Here is a 17,372-nt window from a genome sequence, read left to right as displayed (position 1 = left end):
TGCAACCCCCGCGCAGCGAGGCCTGATGACGGTGGTATTCGCTACCGCTATGGTCCGCGCATGGCCTGTTTTATCCTCGCTATCAGCCAGTTCAGCGCCGGATCCTGCGCCCGGCGTTTGTGGCGCAGTATACACAGGGTAAATTCCGGGTAGGCCACCGGCGGGGCGTCCGCGCGCAGCGCATACTGCGCCTGCCAGCGTTGCGCCAGCCCCTGGGGGACGGTGGCGAAGAGCGGCAGGGTGGTGAGCAGGAGGGGAAAGGTGGAGAAATTCTGCGTGGCGAAGCGCACGCGCCGCGCGAGTCCCTGACTGGCGAGCTGGCGATCTATTTCCCCGTGGCCGGTTTCGCGATAGGCCACCATCACATGTTCCCAGGCGACGAAATCGCCCACCGACAACGGCCCGCGGCAGGGGATCTGCTGCGGCGACCAGAGGGTGGTCACCCCCATGCTCATCACCGGTTCGCTGACGATCTCCCCGCGGCTCTGCTTGTTGAGGGACACCGCGACATCAATGCGATCCGCCTCCAGCAGCTGGCGTACCTGGAAGGGGTCGGCGGCGAGTGTCTGGAGCGACACCCCGGGCGCCTCCTGCATCAGTCCGGGTAACAGCTGCGGCATCAGCCAGTGTTCGCTCCAGTCGCTGAGGCCGACGCGGAAAAGCTGCTGCGCGCTGGCGGGGGAAAACTCCCCGGCGCCAAACATTGCCGAATGCAGGTGTTCCATCAGCGGCTGCAGTTCGGTCATCAGCGCTTGCGCCCGCGGGGTCGGCAGCATGCCTCTGGCGCTGCGCACGAACAGCGGATCGTCAAACATCTCGCGCAGCCGTTTCAGCGCCCCGCTGATGGCCGGTTGGCCAAGATGCAGCGCCTCTGCGGTGCGGGTAACGCTGGCTTCGCGGTACAGCACCATCAAGACCGTCAACAAATTCAGATCGATACGACTAAAATCATTTTCAATGATTTTCTTCATTATGTTAATCAATTTGAATGTGGGTTATCCCGGCAGCATAGTGAATATCACCCCGGTAAATCAACCAGCGCAATGCGCGCGGAGGGAGTGATGCAAACTTACCAGACAGGCGACAGCCTGATATTCAAAGTGCCGGAGCGCGAGATTAGCCTGCAGCCGGCGGCGCTCTATCCCGCGGCGTTCCCTGTGACGGAGGCGGACGCCGATAATCAGCCAATCGCGCTGTCAATCCACAGCTGGGTGGTACAGACTCCCCACGATCTGATCGTTATCGATACCGCCACCGGCAATGGTCGGGAGCGCGGCGGCAATTCGCTCTATCATCAACTTAACACGCCCTATCTGGAGAATCTCCGCGCCGCGGGAGTGAACCCGGAGGAGGTGACCCTGGTGCTACTGACCCACCTGCACACCGACCATGTCGGGTGGAATACCGTCTGGCGGGACGATCGCTGGGCGCCGCTGTTTCCCAACGCGCGCTACCTGTGTTCGGCAAAAGAGCTCACGCGGGTGAAGAACAGCGAACGCTACCGGGCGCTGTGGCTCGACAGCCTGCTGCCGGTGATCGAGGCTGGCCAGCTGGAGACTGTGGATGTGGCGGCCAGGCCGCTGGTCGGCGGACGGATCGCCTTTATCCCTACCCCCGGCCACAGTCCGGACCATGCCGCGCTGATCCTCTCCTCTGGCGATGACTACGCCTGTTTCTCAGGCGATCTTCTTCATTCCCCGCGCCAGTTTACCCATCCGCACTGGAGCTCGGCGTTCTGCGGCGATCCCCGGCAGGCGGAACGTTCGCGACGCGAGATGATGGCGTGGTGCGCAAGCCATCATGCCCAATGGTTCACCGGGCATTTCGCCGGACCCTCCTGCGGTTGGCTGGAGGAGGACAGGCCAGGGGAGTATCGCTGGCGAGACGCCGGACAACTATCTGCTGACGAGGGGGAACGGTGATGAATAATGCCCAGAGCGTATTGGTTTTTGGCGCCACCGGCCAGCAGGGCGGCTCGGTGGCGCGGGCGCTGCTGCACCGCGGCTGGCGAGTGCGGGCGCTGGTCAGGGATCCTTTCTCCGCCGGGGCTGTCGCGCTGGCGGCGCGGGGAGCCGAGCTGGTCGTGGGCGCCTTTGAAGACCGGGCGGCAATGCGGGCGGCGATGGCCGGGGTCGACGGCGTCTTCAGCGTGCAGCCCAGCTCGCCGGGCGGGACGGTAACCGATGAGCAGGAGGTGCGCTACGGGATAACCATCGCCGACCTTGCCGTCGAGTGCGGGGTGAAGCATCTGGTGTACAGCTCCGGCAGCGCGGCGGGGGAGACGCCGACCGGCGTAGCGCATTATGACACCAAAGCGGCGATTGAGCGGCATATCCGCCGCCTGCCGCTGGCGGCGACCATCGTGCGGCCCGCCACCTTTATGGAGCTGCTGGTGATGCCCGGTTTTGGCCTTGATGAAGGTCATTTTCACTTTTTTATGCTGCCGGAGGGGAGGATGCAGGTGCTGGCGGTGGAGGATATCGGCCAGCTTGTCGCAGCGATTTTTGCCGCGCCGGCGCGGTTTGCCGGCAAGACGTTCGAGATCGCCAGCGACAGCGTGACCGGTCATCAGCTCGAGGCGTTATTCTCCGCGGCGGCGGGACGGCCGATCCCCTATTCGCGATTTTCCGACGAGGTGCTGGCCGCCAGCCCTTTTCTGCACAAGCTGACCGGGCTGGTGGACGACGGGCGGCTGGCGGGGCACGCCGACCTCGACGCCCTGCGCCAGCTGCACCCGCAGCTGCACACCTTCGCCGGCTGGCTGGCGGGCCCCGGCCGTCCCGCCTTCGAGCGGGCGCTGACCAGCGGGACCCGCTGGGCGTTTAATCGTTAAAGACGGCTATATCCTTCCCGCCGGCGTCTCGTTGTCTGGCCCGGCGGATGAGCTGCGCAGGGAAGGCCTGCAGGTCGTTAAGACAACGCACGAGGAGTCTGAGTGTAAATTATTTTGCGGTTTTTGCTGGCAACGATAGGTGAAAGTGAACGTCCAGAATTTTCAGCCGCTTAGAATGGAGGAAACTCTCTGGGATCGCCTGAATAATGACAATTTACCGATGGGCTTCGGCCTGCCTGTTAAGCATAACCTGCGCCGCTACGGCGGCGGAATTTAAAACCATCGAGGCCGATCTGCTGGCCTCCAACCGGCTGTTCTGTATGACCGGCTATGACCATAAGCCGATCGGCGTGGCGTGGGAGAGCGTCAAATCCAGCCGCTATCAGCCACAGTCGGATGGCGACCGTATTTTCAGCGACACCGTCTCCCGGCGCTTTCTGGAAGAGGAGAATAAGACCGCCTTTTACAATGGCGCCAAATATCGCGTACTGGGTAAACCCGCCAGCGCCTGCTATGACTATTCCGCCGCGCGTATTCAACGCATGGCGGGCTACCTGAAGATGTAACGCCTCCGCGAGGCAGGCGCTAAAACAGCGCCAGCCGGGCGAGACGGTCCAGCGCCTTGCGCAGCGCGTCGTCCCCAGCCGTCAGACTGATGCGAATAAACCCTTCACCCCCATCGCCAAAACCAGTGCCTGGCGCCACCAGAATATGCGCCTCCTGCAGCAGCAGGCGGGCAAACTCCTGTGAACGGTACCCGGGCGGCACGCTCAGCCAGAGGAAGAAAGTGCCTTGTGCGGCACGAACCGGCCAGCGCAGTGCGGCCAGTCGACGCAGAACCCACTCCCGGCGCTGATGATACACCGCCGTCAGCTGCGCAATCCGTTCTGCCGGCAGGCTGAGCGCGGCGATCGCTGCATCCTGAATGGCGCCAAACACCGTGCTGTAGCTGTGGGTGTGCAGTTTTTTAAACGCCCGAATAATCGAGGCGTTGCCGACCGCGAAGCCGAAGCGCCAGCCGGCCATATTAAAGGTCTTGGAGAAGGTGTAGGTCTCCACTCCCCACGCTTTCGCGTCGGGCTGGGAGAAAAGGCTCAGCGGCGCATCGCTGGCCGCGCTGCCGATGGCCGCATAGGCAAAATCATGCAGGATCGGCACCTGGTGACGGCGGGCAAACTGCAGGGCGCTGGCGAACAGCGCCGGCGTGGCGAGGGCGCCGGTGGGGTTATGCGGATAGTTAAGCACCACCAGCCCGGCCTGGTCAGCCACCTCCCGGGGGAGGTCGTTAAAATCCGGCAGGAAGTGGTTCTCAGCCCTGAGCGGCAGGCCATAAAACGCCGCCTGGGACTGCAGCGCCGCTGAGCGGTAAATGGGATAGCAGGGATCGGTGGAGATGAGGTATTGTCCGGGACGGAGCAGTGCCCGCGGGATGCCGCCAATACCGATATGCGAGCCCTGAAATACCGCGACTTCGCTGTGCGGATCGATTTCCACATCATACTGGCGGCGATAAAAATGGGCGATCGCTTCGCGGACCTGCGGCTTGCCCCAGAACGACGGGTAGCCATGGTTTTCACGACGATGAATGGCGCTCTGCAGCGAGTCAATCACTTCCGGCGGCGTGGGCTGATCCGGACTGCCGCTGGAGAGGTCGATCAACGGCAGCGCGTCGGTGTTGACCTCCGCGGCCAGTTTTTCCAGCAGGCTGAACAGATTCTCTTCCAGGGCGTCCACCAGCGGTGAAGCAGCGAAATCAGGCATAATTTTCCCGGTTTACGTTATCAATAATCTGCCATCTTTAAGGGATTTATTGCGCCTGGCTAAATAACAATATATGCAAAGGATTATTGTTTTTAGGATATGTCGGGATGGCAAAAGTTTATGAGGAATAAGCAAAAGGAAATCCGGCGTTCTGGCTTACAACCCGCTTTCGGCTGTGATTTAATCGCTCAATATCGCCAACCTTCCAGGAAAATACCTTATGAACAAGTCAGTTGCGCTCGGAATGACGCTCGCCCTGTTATCCGCTTCCTCCTTTTACGCCACCGCCGATCAAATTATTCGCATCGGCTTTAACCCCGGGCCGTATAAAGAGCAATTTGAAAAAGGGGTCGCCCCCTATTTATTGAGTAAAGGATATAAAATCGAATATAAAGATTTCAGCGACGGTATTCAGGTCAATGACGCGGTAGCTCGCGGCGATATCGAAGCGAATATTATGCAGCATCCGGTATACCTGAAAGCGATCAATGAGCGACTGGGGATCGATAACGTCGGCATTGTGCAGGTACCCACGCCGCCGATGGGTCTGTACGGCGGCAAACTGACGACCCTGGGCACCCCGGCAGCCGGCACGGTGGTGTCGGTGCCAAACCAGCCGTCGAACGAATATCGCGCGGTACTGGTGCTGGAAAGCCTCGGCTGGGTGAAGATTAAACCGGACAGCGATCCCGCCACCTTTTCGCAGCGTAACATCGTTGCCAACCCCTATAACATCGTGCTTAAGGAGATGGACAATGCCCAGCAGGTTCGCGCGCTGCCGGACGTCGACTATGGCCTGATTCAGGGTAATTTCGCCGTCTCCAGCGGCATGGCGCTTACCTCGGCATTAAAGCTGGAGGCCGCTACCAGCCATTTTATTAACGTTGTGACCGTTGCCGGTAAAAATCAGAAGGCGCAGTTTGCCAAAGATATCATCGACGGCTATCACTCTGCCGATTTCAAAAAATATATTCTCAGCCATCCGCAGTATGATGGTTACCTGCTGCCTGATTATTTAAAATGAATAACGCGATGATAGAATTTCGCCATGTCAGTAAAACCTTTAACAGAAAAGGGCATCCGGTTCTGGCCCTGCAGGATATTAATCTCAGTATCGACCGGGGCGATATTTTCGGCATTATTGGCTATAGCGGCGCAGGAAAAAGCACCTTATTGCGGCTGATTAATCGTCTGGAAACGCCGGGTGAGGGCGAGGTGGTGTTGAACGGTGAGTCGCTCCAGGACTGCAGCGGCCAGCGCCTGCAGGCGATAAAAAAAGATATCGGCATGATCTTTCAGAATTTTAATCTGCTGAATTCGAAAACGGTATTTCATAACATCGCTATCCCGCTTATTTTGCAGGGACGCGACAAGGCCTTTATCCAGGCGCGGGTTGCGGAGCTGCTGGCGTTTGTCGACCTGAGCGACAAAATGCACAGTTACCCGAATGAGCTGTCGGGTGGGCAAAAGCAGCGGGTCGGTATCGCCCGGGCGCTGGCCACCAACCCGTCGGTGCTGCTGTGCGATGAAGCCACCTCGGCGCTCGACCCCCATACCACGGTACAGATCTTATTGCTGCTGCAGGAGATTAATCGCCGCTATGGCATCACCATTGTGCTGATTACGCATGAAATGTCAGTGATCCAGACAATCTGTCACAAGGTGGCGGTGATGCAGGCCGGGCGCATTGTTGAGCAGGGGACGGTTTTCGATCTTTTTGCCCAGCCGCAGCATCCGGTCACCGCCAGCTTCGTGCAGTCGGTGGTGCACGATCGCCTGCCGCAGCGGGTGGCATCGCTCCTGCAGCGCGACAACGGCGCCCGGGCTTTACGCCTCGAATTTATCGGCGCGACGGCCCGGCAGCCGATCATTAACCGCCTGATCCGCGAGTATGCTGTCGAGGTGAATATCCTGTTTGCCAGCATGTCCGAAGTTCAGGGCCGGATACTGGGATTTATGATTGTGCAACTCCTCGGCGAGCCTGACGAAACCGAACGCGCCATCACCCATCTGGCCGACGCAGGAGTGAAAATCATCCATGTTTGATCTTATTGATACCGCCATTACCGGCGAGCAGTTTCTGCTGGCGCTGCATGATACCCTGATTATGGTCGCCATCTCACTGGGCTTTGGCGCGCTGCTCGGCGTCCCGCTGGGAATTGTGCTGGTGGTTTGCCGTCCTGGCGGCATCGTGGCCAACCCGGTGGTGCATCAGGCGCTGAATCCGCTGATCAACGTGCTGCGCTCGCTGCCGTTTATCATTTTGCTGATTGTGATCCTGCCCTTCACCAGGCTGCTGGTGGGCACGACTATCGGCACCGCGGGGGCCATCGTGCCGCTGATCGTTTTTGTCGCCCCCTATATTGCCCGGCTGGTGGAGAGCTCGCTGCTGGAGGTGGATGAGGGGATCCTTGAGGCCGCAGACGCCATGGGCGCGACCCCTCTGCAGACCGTCTGGCATTTCATGCTGCCGGAGGCGGCGGCGTCGTTGATTCTGGCCCTTACCACCGCGACCATCGGTCTGCTTGGCGCGACCGCCATGGCGGGAACGGTGGGCGGCGGCGGGATCGGCGACCTGGCGATCACCTACGGCTATCAGCGTTTCGACGCCTTTGCCACCCTCACCACCGCCCTGGTGCTGATTGTTATTGTCCAGCTTATTCAGACGCTGGGCACCCGCCTGGCTCGCCGACTGCGTCGCGAATAACTGCTATACCGCGCCGGGGTTGCCCCGGCCAGCGGGAAAGCGGATCAGCGTGCGCAGACCGCGGCGAAGGCGCTGGCTACCCGCGCAATATTGCCGTGGTTGAGCCCGGCCACGCAGACGCGACCGCTGGCAATCAGATAGATGCCATGTTCTTCACGCAGAACGTCTACCTGATCGGCGCTAAAGCCGGTGTAACTGAACATGCCGCGCTGGGTCAGCAGATAGGAAAAATCCGCCGCCGGCAGGGCTGCCTGCAGGGCCTTCACCAGCGCGACGCGCATGGCGCTGATGCGGGTGCGCATGGCCTCCACTTCCCCCTGCCACAGGGCATTCAGCTCGGGATCGTTGAGCACCTGCGACACCACCTGGGCGCCAAACCCCGGCGGGCTGGAGTAGTTGCGGCGTACGGTGGCTTTCAACTGGCCCAGCACGCGCCCGGCGGCATCGGCGTTGTCACAGACCACCGACAGGCCGCCGACACGCTCGCCGTACAGTGAAAAAATCTTCGAGAACGAGTTGCTGACCAGCGCCGTCAGTCCGGCGCTGGCGATGGCGCGTATGGCATAGGCATCTTCATCCAGCCCGCGGCCAAAACCCTGGTAGGCAATATCGAGGAACGGGATCAGCTCCCGGGCGATCAACACCTCAATCACCCGATCCCACTGCTCGGGGGCGAGATCGGCCCCCGTCGGATTATGGCAGCAAGGATGGAGCAGCACGATGCTGCGCGGCGGGAGCTGCTGGAGGGCGGCAAGCATCGCGGGGAAATTGACCCCACGGGTGGCGCTGTCGAACCAGGGATAGGTATGCACCTCGAAACCCGCCCCGGCAAAGATGGCCACATGGTTCTCCCAGGTTGGATCGCTGACCCAGACCGCGGAGTCGGGGAAGTAGCGCTTGAGGAAATCAGCACCCACCTTCAGCGCGCCGGAGCCGCCCAGCGTCTGGATGGTGGCGATGCGTCCGGCACGCAACGCCGGATGGTGTTCGCCAAACAGCAGCGTCTGGACCGCGCGGCGATAGGGAGCCAGTCCCTCCATCGGCAGATAGAGGCTGGCCTTGTGCAACTGGCTCTGCAGCCGGTCAGCGGCCTGACGGACCGCCTCCAGCTGAGGAATGATGGCCTGCTCGTTATAGTACAGCCCGATGCTAAGGTTAACTTTGTCTGCCCGGGGATCCTGTTGAAAGGCCTCCATCAGCGACAGGATAGGATCGCCCGCGTAGGCGTCAACGTTCTGGAACACAGTGGTTACTCCTGAAATGACCGTTAAAGGTGAAGCCATTACACCGCGTAGCGTCCTGGGCGGTGGTTCATGGCGATAATCGAATTCAAAATCACGGCGCCGAGGACAGAGACCAGCAGCATCGGCAGGCTAACCACCCACAGCGAGGCGGTGACGATGCAGGCGTCCACCACCATCTGGAATTTACCGGCGCGGATACCGCTTTTATCCTGCAGATAGAGGGCCAGAATATTGACGCCGCCGAGGCTCGCTTTATGGCGGAACAGCACCACAAAGCCGATACCGACCATGATGTTGCCGAAGAGGGTGGCGTAATAGGGGTTCAGGCGATCGACATGGATAAAGTAGCCGTGCAGGTCGGAGAACAGCGACACCAGTCCGACCGCGCAGAAGGTTTTCAGCGTGAAGGCGGCGCCCATCCGCCGGACGGAGAGCCAGTAGAAGGGCAGGTTAATGGCGAAGAAAACCACGCCGAACGGCAGGTGGGTGGCGTAGTGGATCAGAAAGGCCATGCCTGCCGTCCCGCCGGTCAGGGCGCCGGCCTGGCGAAACAGGATAATGCCAAAGGAGATCATCAGCGTGCCGAACAGCAGCGCCAGGGCATCCTCCAGCCAGGTGTGGGTCAGTTTTTCAGGGGAAAGGACGTTATCCATAAATAAGCACTATCTTTTCGTTAACAAGGATAAGCTCTTGTTTGCAAAAATCGCACCAGAGGAGCGGGCCCGGGCGATTGGTTGCGGAAAAAATAGCCGAGGATTAGCCTAACCTGTTGTTCTGTTGGAAAGAGAGAATCGCACGAGTCGTGCGCATAATGGTTATGAAATGCGTAAATTGTGCGAATTTACTGCTTATCACGCATTGACTGGCCCCGCATCTGCACCAGCGCAGGGCACTGTGCTCCGGTTCAGCGCAGCGAGGGCGTGCCCGGCATCAGCTGGCCGTTCTCCTTCAGGCGGTTGAGCACGACGGCGGTTTTCAGATGAGCCACCCCTTTGTTTTGCGCCAGAATATGGCTGATCAAATGGCTCAGTCCGGGCAGGTCCGGGACCGTTACCCGCAGCAGATAATCGGCGTCGCCGGTGGTTTTCCAGGCGTCCAGAATGGCGTCCACTTCACTGAGCATCTGATGAAAGCTCTCCACGCATTTCGGGGTGTGATTCAGCAGGCGCACCTCAATCAGGCCAAGCATCTCCTGCCCGGCGGCATCCGGCGCCAGACGCGCATGGTAGCCGAGGATAAGCTGCGCCTGTTCAAGGGCGATACGGCGGCGCGAACACTGGGAAGCGGACAGGCCGATAAGCTCGCTAAGCTCCTGATTGGTCAAACGGCCATTGGCCTGCAGCAGGGTAAGAATTTTCAGATCATAGTCGTCGATGTTGTACATAGTGGCCACTAGTGGAACGTAAAAGTGGCTACCAGCCTAACAGTTTTTTGCCTGGCGTGAAGCCTGACCCGACGGCGGCAAACCGGATGCACCAAAACGGGTCAGCTTCATGCATTAAGCCACTTGTTTTCTCATGATCTGTGCGTCATCTGGCCAATTTTCGCGCGTTATGCGCCAGGTCAGCGGCGCGATGACCAGCTTTCAGAACGAACTGGAAAATAATATTTCAATATCATTCAATGGATTAGTTTGGGTCAGCCGCTCCGCGGCGATCCACTGGCCTGAAAGTTGCTACCGGCGAAAGTGACTTTTTACAGACAGGGGCAGGTCAGAGATGACAACGCAGCAAGAGCATCAGTTAAAGCGCGGGTTAAAAAACCGCCATATCCAGTTAATCGCCCTCGGGGGGGCGGTCGGCACCGGACTGTTTTTAGGTATCGCGCAAACGATCCGTATGGCAGGCCCCTCGGTCCTGTTGGGGTACGCCATCGCCGGGGTTATCGCCTTCTTTATCATGCGTCAGCTTGGCGAAATGGTGGTAGAGGAGCCGGTGGCGGGGTCGTTCAGCCATTTCGCCAACCGCTACTGGGGGCCCTTCGCCGGGTTTATGTCCGGCTGGAATTACTGGGTGTTGTACGTGCTGGTAAGCATGGCGGAGCTGACGGCGGTGGGCATCTATATTCAGTACTGGTGGCCGGAGGTACCTACCTGGCTGTCGGCGGCAATCTTCTTCGTGGCGATCAACGCCATCAACCTGACGCACGTCAAAGTGTATGGCGAGCTGGAGTTCTGGTTCTCGATTGTCAAAGTGGCCGCCATCATCAGCATGATCGCCTTTGGCTGCTATCTGTTATTTAGCGGTCACGGCGGGCCGGCGGCGACGGTGGCCAACCTGTGGCAGGACGGGGGATTTTTCCCTAACGGTATCACGGGCTTAGTGATGGCCATGGCGGTGATCATGTTCTCCTTCGGCGGGCTTGAGCTGGTGGGGATCACCGCGGCGGAAGCCGACGAACCGCATAAAACCATTCCCAAAGCCACCAACCAGGTGATCTACCGTATTCTGCTTTTTTATGTGGGGTCGCTGGCGGTCTTGCTGTCACTCTACCCGTGGCGGAACGTCGTGGAAGGGGGAAGCCCCTTTGTGCTGATCTTTCACGCCATTGACAGCAATATTGTGGCCAACGCCCTCAATCTGGTGGTGCTCACCGCCGCGCTGTCGGTCTACAACAGCTGCGTCTACTGCAACAGCCGGATGCTGTTCGGCCTGGCTCAGCAGGGCAACGCCCCGCGCGCGCTGCTGCGGGTGAACCACCGCGGGATCCCGTTGACCGCCCTGGCGGTGTCCGCCGTCGCCACGGCGCTTTGCGTGGTGATTAACTATGTGATGCCCGGGAAAGCCTTTGCCCTGCTGATGGCCCTGGTGGTGGCCGCCCTGGTCATCAACTGGGCGATGATCTGCATCACTCATCTTAAGTTCCGCCGCGCCATGCAGCGGGCCGGGAAGGTAACGGCTTTCCAGAGTTTCGCCTATCCCCTGACAAACTGGCTGTGTCTGCTGTTTCTCGCCGGGATCCTCGGGGTGATGTATCTGACCCCGGACATCCGCATCTCCGTCTGCCTGATCCCGGTATGGCTGCTGATCCTTGCCGCAGGCTATCTGCTGCGCAGGAGAAGCGCGCCGGAGCCGGTGGCGGCGCTGGAGGAGCGGTAGTCGCCGACGCCCTGCCTGGCGGCAGGGCGATATTGTTTCGACTAAAAAATCACGGGGAAATAGATAATTACGATAAATGACATTTCACGTTATCGGTCTGAAAATTGACAAAAGCGTGGGGCAGACAGCATGGGGTTCTGGCTGGTCGTTATCCTGTTTATCGCCGGTGGGGAAGGAGAGCCGCCAGCGGGAACGAGGGCCGTGGCGGCGGAAGGGGGGAGATCAACGGCAGGCACGTCGGCCAGGCCTTGGGTATACCGCAACAGGCTGCCTGTTAATCCACGTTAGTAAAATAATCGCGCGCGGCGGTCTCGACGCGCTTCGCGTCCAGCCCGGTCTTCTCAGTGATCTGCTCGATAAACGGTTTAAATTTTTCGTCCATCACGTTCCCTCCTTCCCAGTGGGCGACGTAGAATTTGCACTGATAGCGATAAAAATGGAGAGTGGTATCTCCTAACGTGTAGTACATGAGCTTCTCCTGTCGGGTATTGCGGTCACCGCGTCCACAGCGTCAGCAACCTTGTTCTCATCACGATCGATCTGTTCTCTATCCTCCTCCCAATTGGCTGAAATTTCCAGCGGTGCTTTAGGCAAAAAGGCAGGATAAAGAAAGGATAATCTGCTGACAGGCAGTGATTATTTCTGCAGTCGGGGTGGCGATCCGGTTACCTGCGGGCCGCACAGATAACCGGAGTAACGACAGGCTTAGCGCAGCGCGTTGCGCTCGTCGTCGGTCAGGTCGAGGGTCTGCGCCACGCCGCTTTCTGCAGAGCGCGCCGCCGCTTCCAGGACGGCCATCACCGCCAGCGCCTGTACCGGCGGCACCGGATTGGCGATCTGGCCCTTCAGCGCGTCGCGGATCTGCATATAGTACTGGCGCTGATCGCCCGGCGGGGTAGGCTGGGTTTGGGTCTGCAGCGAGGCGTCATAGATAACCAGCCCATCCTCATCCTCGCCCCAGCCGGCGCTTCCCGGTACCACACCCGCCAGCAGCTGGCTCTCCTGCTGGTCGGCCCGCGCTTTGACAACGCTGCCTTTATCGCCATGCACCGTGAAGCGCGAGGAGCCCCCCGCGACCAGCATGCTGCAGTGGAGGATCGCTTTATGCGCCGGGTAGTTTAAGACCACATGCGCCCAGTCGTTGATCTCCGCGCCGTCGCGCAGGGTGGCGATATTGCCCTGTACCGACTGCGGCAGACCAAACAGCTGCAGCGCCTGATCGATCAGGTGCGGCCCCAGATCGAACCATAAGCCGCTGCCGGGGACGTTCTGCTCGCGCCAGCGGACGCGGACTTCCGGGCGGAAACGGTCGAAATGGGACTCAAAATGTTTCACCGTGCCGATGGCGCCCTGCTCAATAACCTGACGGATACCGAGATAATCGCTGTCCCAGCGGCGGTTATGGAAGACGGAAAGCAGCCGCTGTTTCACCTGCGCCAGGGCGATCAGCTCCCGGGCCTCCTGCATATCAAGGGTAAAGGGTTTGTCCACCACCACATGCTTGCCGGCGTTCAGCGCCAGGCGGGCCAGCGGCGCGTGCGTGGCGTTAGGGGAGGCGATAACCACCAGATCGACATCCGGGTGCTGGACCGCCGCTTCCGGGGAAGCGATCACCGTGACGTCCGGCAGGTCGCGTTTGACTTTCTCTTCATCGCGCGAGGCGACGAAGGCCAGGTTCAGGCCCGGCACCGAACGGATAAGCGGCGCGTGGAAAGTCTTACCGACGAAGCCATAGCCAATCAGGGCGATATTTATCGTGTTGTTACTCATCAGGTTCTCCACGTTGTTAAGCGTCAGCAATATGTACAGAGAGGACAGGGTCATCCCCCAGCTCAGGCCAGGGACGATCGAGGAAAAGATGGCGAATGTCGCTGAGACCGGCCACCAGCCAGGGTTCGCAATGGTTGACTTTGGTATGGTCCGCCACCAGCCAGTGTTCCGCGCTGGCGGCGAGCATGGCGCGTTTTACGTCCGCATCGGCCTCCTGGCTGGCGCTCAGGCCCAGTTCGGCATGCAACGCGCAGGCGCCGAGAATCGCGATATCGGCGCGGTAGCGCGCCACCAGCGACAGCGTGGCGCTGCCGGCGAACAGCCGCTGTTCACTGTCCCACTGGCCGCCAAGCAGGATAAGCTGGATATCGGCGCGGTCGCTGAACAGCTGAGCGATATCCAGCGACGCGGTGATCACGGTCATGGGGCCTTTCAGCTGTGTAGCGACGGCCAGCAGTGTGCTGCCGGCGTCGAGAAACAGCGTCGAGCCGGAGGGGATGCGCGCGGCGACCTGCTGGCCCAGACGCTGTTTCGTTCCGGGGAGCAGGGCGTTTCTTCCCTGGCGCGTCATCGCCGGGACGTTAAGCGCGATGGCGCCGCCGTGGCTTTTCTGCAGTACCCCCTGGTTTTCCAGCTCACTGAGATCCCGGCGTATGGTATCGGCCGACACCTGCAGCGCATCAACCAGTTCGCTGATGCTCAGCTGACCGGTTTCACTCAGCCGGTCAAGGATGTGTTTTTGTCGCGCGAGCTTATGCATGGCGAGGGACTCCGCAAATTGACGCAATAAACGGCATAATACAGCAAAAGGCCGCAAAATAAACCGCAAAAGGTCGCAGTGAACCGCGCAAAACCTGAAGAACTTGATTTCACTACACTTTAACGTTAAATGAGGAAAGCGGGCGCGGCCCGGGGAAAGCGCTTTTTAATGAAGCGATTAGCCTCTTTCACCGGGCAATAAACAGCGAAAAAGCGCGCTTTCGCGTACCTTATACAGAGCGCGCGCAATGCGACAGGCATGGATTAACGGAGGTTGAGTGGACGCGATTAAAGGCTCGGAGTTGCAGATACCGGACGCGATCTTCGCGTGGGTGCTCGACGGGCAGGGGGGCGTGAAGCCGCTCGCCGATGACGATATTATCGATAAAGAGAAGCCCTGCTGGCTGCATCTCAACTATACCCATAGCGACAGCGCCGACTGGCTGGCGGCCACCCCGTTGCTGCCCAATAACGTGCGCGATGCCCTGGCGGGCGAGAGCACCCGACCGCGGGTGACGCGGATCGGCGACGGGGCGTTGATTACCCTGCGCTGCATCAACGGCAGCACCGATGAACGGCCAGACCAGCTGGTGGCGATGCGTCTGTATATGGATGAGCGGCTGATCGTCTCCACTCGTCAGCGCAAAGTGCTGGCGCTGGACGATGTGCTGGGCGACCTGAAGGAGGGCAATGGGCCGACGGATGGCGGCAGCTGGCTGGTGGAAGTCTGCGACGCGCTGACCGATCATGCCAGTGAGTTTATTGAACAACTGCACGACCGAATTATCGACCTCGAAGACGACCTGCTCGATCAGCAGGTGCCGCCGCGCGGTTTTCTCGCGCTACTGCGTAAGCAGCTGATTGTGATGCGCCGGTATATGGCGCCTCAGCGCGATGTTTACGCCCGGCTGGCTAGCGAACGCCTGCCGTGGATGAGCGACGATCAGCGGCGGCGGATGCAGGATATCGCCGAGCGGCTGGGGCGCGGGCTGGACGAGATCGACAGCTGCATTGCCCGGACGGCGATCATGAGCGATGAGATCGCCCAGATTATGCAGGAGTCGCTGGCGCGGCGGACCTATACGATGTCGTTGATGGCGATGGTGTTTCTGCCCAGCACCTTTTTAACCGGCCTGTTCGGCGTCAACCTCGGGGGGATCCCTGGTAACAGCTGGCATCTGGGCTTTAGCCTCTTTTGCCTGATGTTAGTCGTTGTCATCGGTGGTGTTGCGTGGTGGTTACATCGCAGTAAATGGTTGTAAAGAATCGCCTTTTGGCGGCGACGATGCCGGGAAAACCCGGCAATCTTTGAGCGAAATCAATAAACCCTCTACCCATTCAGGGCAATATCTCTCTCGCAGGTGAATGCAACGTCAAGCGATGGGCGTTGCGCTCCATATTGTCTTACTTCCTTTTTTGAATTACTGCATAGCACAATTGATTCGTACGACGCCGACTTTGTTGAGTCGGCTTTTTTTTTGCGCTCTCCTGACCAGCTTCTACGCTTACTAAGACACCCGACGGTCTTCAGGCCGTTTACGCCTGCGGGTACGCCCGTATCACTTTCCGGGAGGCCACTATGCATTACGCTTCAGGGCTGACAGCCCAGTCCATCCCCATCTCGCCCGAGCCGAACGATCCGGTTCCTTTACCCGATCCGCGACCGCGCCCGCAGCCGCAGCCCGATCCGCCGCCTGATGAAGAGCCGATTAAATTGTCGCATCAGGCGCGGAGATCTGCGAGGATACGCGCCTGCAGATCGTCTGTCCTTTAATACGAGAATACATTGTGACCGCTTTTTCTACCCTGACTGTTTTACCTGCCGCCCAATTAGCCAACCTTAACGAGCTGGGTTATCTGTCGATGACGCCGGTTCAGGCCGCCGCCCTGCCGGCGATCCTCGCGGGGAAAGATGTGCGCGTGCAGGCAAAAACCGGCAGCGGAAAAACGGCCGCCTTCGGGCTGGGCCTGCTGCAGCATATCGATCCGTCGCGCTTTGAGACCCAGTCGCTGGTGCTGTGTCCGACCCGCGAACTGGCCGATCAGGTTGCCGGCGAGCTGCGCCGTCTGGCGCGCTGCCTGCCGAACATCAAGATTTTGATGCTCTGCGGCGGGCAGCCGTTTGGCGCTCAGCGCGATTCACTGCAGCACGCCCCGCATATTATCGTCGCCACCCCGGGCCGTCTGCTCGATCATCTGCAGAAGGGGACGGTCTCTCTCGACGCGCTGCAGACCCTGGTGATGGATGAAGCGGACCGCATGCTCGATATGGGCTTCAGCGACGCCATCGACGAGGTGATCCGCTTCGCGCCGGCTGACCGGCAGACGCTGCTGTTTTCCGCCACCTGGCCTGCGGCGATCGCGGCGATCAGCGGTCGGGTGCAGCGTCATCCGGAAACGATTGAGATTGACAGCGTCGATGCGCTACCGGCTATCGAACAGCAGTTCTTTGAAGTTTCCCGTCACGGCAAGATTGCGCTGCTCCAGCGTCTGCTTAGCCAGCATCAGCCGGCGTCCTGCGTGGTGTTCTGCAATACCAAGCGCGACTGCCAGGCGGTCTGCGATGCGCTCAACGCCGCCGGGCAGAGCGCATTATCGCTGCACGGTGACCTCGAGCAGCGCGACCGCGATCAAACGCTGGTGCGCTTCGCGAACGGCAGCGTCCGGGTTCTGGTGGCGACCGACGTCGCCGCCCGCGGCCTGGACATCAAATCTCTCGCGCTGGTGGTGAACTTCGAGCTGGCCTGGGATCCGGAGGTGCATGTTCACCGCATCGGCCGCACCGCCCGCGCCGGCGAACAAGGCCTGGCTATCAGCTTCTGCGCGCCGGAAGAGGCGCAGCGCGCCACCATTCTGGCCGACATGCTGCAATTATCCCTTAACTGGCTGCCGGCGCCGACGGGCAACGCTATTACGCCGCTGACGGCGGAGATGGCGACGCTGTGCATCGACGGCGGAAAAAAGGCGAAAATGCGCCCGGGGGATGTGCTGGGGGCGTTGACCGGAGATATGGGGTTTGATGGCGCCGATATCGGCAAAATTACCGTCCACCCGGCCCACGTCTATGTAGCGATCCGCCAGAATATGGCGCAGAAAGCGTATAAGCAGTTACAAAACGGTAAGATCAAAGGCAAAGCCTGCCGCGTACGACTGCTGAAGTAAGGGCAGAATAGCGCGTCTCAGGCGGCGGCCTGAGACGC

General features: G+C 60.1%; 18 protein-coding genes. 10 read left to right on the top strand and 8 right to left on the bottom strand.

The annotated features are described in order from the left end of the window. Positions 1–47 precede the first annotated feature (47 nt). Positions 48–971: a LysR family transcriptional regulator gene (locus ACOI6Z_RS13830; RefSeq protein WP_049015163.1), complete on the bottom strand. Its 924-nt coding sequence runs from the start codon at positions 969–971 to the stop codon at positions 48–50. 87 nt (positions 972–1,058) lie between these two features. On the opposite strand from ACOI6Z_RS13830, the gene ACOI6Z_RS13825 reads away from it, so the two are divergent. From ACOI6Z_RS13825 to ACOI6Z_RS13815, 3 genes are all read left to right on the top strand, one after another. After that, on the top strand, positions 1,059–1,922 hold the full coding sequence (locus ACOI6Z_RS13825; RefSeq protein WP_074423660.1) for an MBL fold metallo-hydrolase: 864 nt from the start codon (positions 1,059–1,061) through the stop codon (positions 1,920–1,922). Then, positions 1,922–2,833, top strand: a complete 912-nt coding sequence (locus ACOI6Z_RS13820) for an NmrA/HSCARG family protein (RefSeq protein WP_065812970.1) — start codon at positions 1,922–1,924, stop codon at positions 2,831–2,833. Before ACOI6Z_RS13825 ends, ACOI6Z_RS13820 begins: the two co-directional genes overlap by 1 nt. A gap of 206 nt (positions 2,834–3,039) precedes the next feature. Next, the gene (locus tag ACOI6Z_RS13815) at positions 3,040–3,399 is read left to right on the top strand and encodes a hypothetical protein (protein ID WP_049015170.1); all 360 of its coding nucleotides are present in this window, start codon (positions 3,040–3,042) and stop codon (positions 3,397–3,399) included. Positions 3,400–3,418: 19 nt separating this feature from the next. Here the strand turns inward: ACOI6Z_RS13815 and ACOI6Z_RS13810 are convergent, their stop codons facing one another. Next, complete coding sequence (locus ACOI6Z_RS13810; RefSeq protein WP_049015174.1) at positions 3,419–4,594, bottom strand: aminotransferase class I/II-fold pyridoxal phosphate-dependent enzyme; 1,176 nt, start codon at positions 4,592–4,594, stop codon at positions 3,419–3,421. Between the two features lie 220 nt (positions 4,595–4,814). Between ACOI6Z_RS13810 and ACOI6Z_RS13805 the strand changes: the two genes are divergently transcribed. The 3 genes from ACOI6Z_RS13805 to ACOI6Z_RS13795 are packed head-to-tail and all read left to right on the top strand — an operon-like array spanning position 4,815 to position 7,301. Next, a complete protein-coding gene (locus ACOI6Z_RS13805) occupies positions 4,815–5,618 on the top strand; it encodes a MetQ/NlpA family ABC transporter substrate-binding protein (RefSeq protein WP_048297379.1) in 804 nt (267 codons plus the stop codon). An 8-nt stretch (positions 5,619–5,626) separates the two neighbouring features. Beyond that, positions 5,627–6,640, top strand: coding sequence for a methionine ABC transporter ATP-binding protein (locus ACOI6Z_RS13800; RefSeq protein ID WP_032429140.1), 1,014 nt, complete (start codon positions 5,627–5,629; stop codon positions 6,638–6,640). Beyond that, positions 6,633–7,301 carry a methionine ABC transporter permease gene (locus ACOI6Z_RS13795; protein ID WP_044522560.1) on the top strand — a complete coding sequence of 223 codons (669 nt, stop codon included), beginning with the start codon at positions 6,633–6,635 and terminating at the stop codon, positions 7,299–7,301. Before ACOI6Z_RS13800 ends, ACOI6Z_RS13795 begins: the two co-directional genes overlap by 8 nt. Before the next feature lie 44 nt (positions 7,302–7,345). Here ACOI6Z_RS13795 and ACOI6Z_RS13790 read toward each other — a convergent pair whose 3' ends face one another. The 3 genes from ACOI6Z_RS13790 to ACOI6Z_RS13780 form a co-directional block, all read right to left on the bottom strand. Next, on the bottom strand, positions 7,346–8,545 hold the full coding sequence (locus tag ACOI6Z_RS13790) for an amino acid aminotransferase (RefSeq protein ID WP_023289418.1): 1,200 nt from the start codon (positions 8,543–8,545) through the stop codon (positions 7,346–7,348). Positions 8,546–8,583: 38 nt separating this feature from the next. Continuing rightward, a complete protein-coding gene (locus ACOI6Z_RS13785; RefSeq protein ID WP_004176405.1) occupies positions 8,584–9,198 on the bottom strand; it encodes a YitT family protein in 615 nt (204 codons plus the stop codon). A 251-nt stretch (positions 9,199–9,449) separates the two neighbouring features. After that, entirely contained in the window at positions 9,450–9,929 is a 480-nt protein-coding gene (locus tag ACOI6Z_RS13780; RefSeq protein ID WP_065812968.1) for an Lrp/AsnC family transcriptional regulator, read from the bottom strand. Between the two features lie 334 nt (positions 9,930–10,263). Here ACOI6Z_RS13780 and ACOI6Z_RS13775 point away from each other — a divergent pair, with 334 nt between their 5' ends. After that, complete coding sequence (locus ACOI6Z_RS13775; RefSeq protein ID WP_065812967.1) at positions 10,264–11,643, top strand: amino acid permease; 1,380 nt, start codon at positions 10,264–10,266, stop codon at positions 11,641–11,643. A 274-nt stretch (positions 11,644–11,917) separates the two neighbouring features. On the opposite strand, the gene ACOI6Z_RS13770 is transcribed toward ACOI6Z_RS13775, so the two are convergent. The 3 genes from ACOI6Z_RS13770 to ACOI6Z_RS13760 all read right to left on the bottom strand — a co-directional run bounded on the left by ACOI6Z_RS13770 (position 11,918) and on the right by ACOI6Z_RS13760 (position 14,173). Further along, positions 11,918–12,112: a hypothetical protein gene (locus tag ACOI6Z_RS13770; RefSeq protein ID WP_004203980.1), complete on the bottom strand. Its 195-nt coding sequence runs from the start codon at positions 12,110–12,112 to the stop codon at positions 11,918–11,920. Positions 12,113–12,348: 236 nt separating this feature from the next. Next, on the bottom strand, positions 12,349–13,467 hold the full coding sequence (locus ACOI6Z_RS13765) for an oxidoreductase (protein ID WP_048334941.1): 1,119 nt from the start codon (positions 13,465–13,467) through the stop codon (positions 12,349–12,351). Further along, entirely contained in the window at positions 13,430–14,173 is a 744-nt protein-coding gene (locus ACOI6Z_RS13760) for a DeoR/GlpR family DNA-binding transcription regulator (RefSeq protein WP_065812966.1), read from the bottom strand. The genes ACOI6Z_RS13765 and ACOI6Z_RS13760 overlap by 38 nt, the downstream gene beginning before the upstream one ends. 277 nt (positions 14,174–14,450) lie before the next feature. Here ACOI6Z_RS13760 and zntB point away from each other — a divergent pair, with 277 nt between their 5' ends. The 3 genes from zntB (at position 14,451) to dbpA (ending at position 17,334) form a co-directional block, all read left to right on the top strand. After that, a complete protein-coding gene (gene zntB, locus ACOI6Z_RS13755) occupies positions 14,451–15,434 on the top strand; it encodes a zinc transporter ZntB (protein ID WP_032436262.1) in 984 nt (327 codons plus the stop codon). 335 nt (positions 15,435–15,769) lie between these two features. Next, the gene (locus tag ACOI6Z_RS13750) at positions 15,770–15,946 is read left to right on the top strand and encodes a hypothetical protein (protein ID WP_369707506.1); all 177 of its coding nucleotides are present in this window, start codon (positions 15,770–15,772) and stop codon (positions 15,944–15,946) included. 14 nt (positions 15,947–15,960) lie between these two features. Then, a complete protein-coding gene (gene dbpA, locus ACOI6Z_RS13745; protein ID WP_044522571.1) occupies positions 15,961–17,334 on the top strand; it encodes an ATP-dependent RNA helicase DbpA in 1,374 nt (457 codons plus the stop codon). Positions 17,335–17,372 lie beyond the last annotated feature (38 nt).

The organism is Klebsiella sp. C239 (assembly GCF_048822715.1).
GTDB lineage: Bacteria > Pseudomonadota > Gammaproteobacteria > Enterobacterales > Enterobacteriaceae > Klebsiella > Klebsiella quasipneumoniae.
This window is presented reverse-complemented; position numbering and strand designations above follow the sequence as displayed.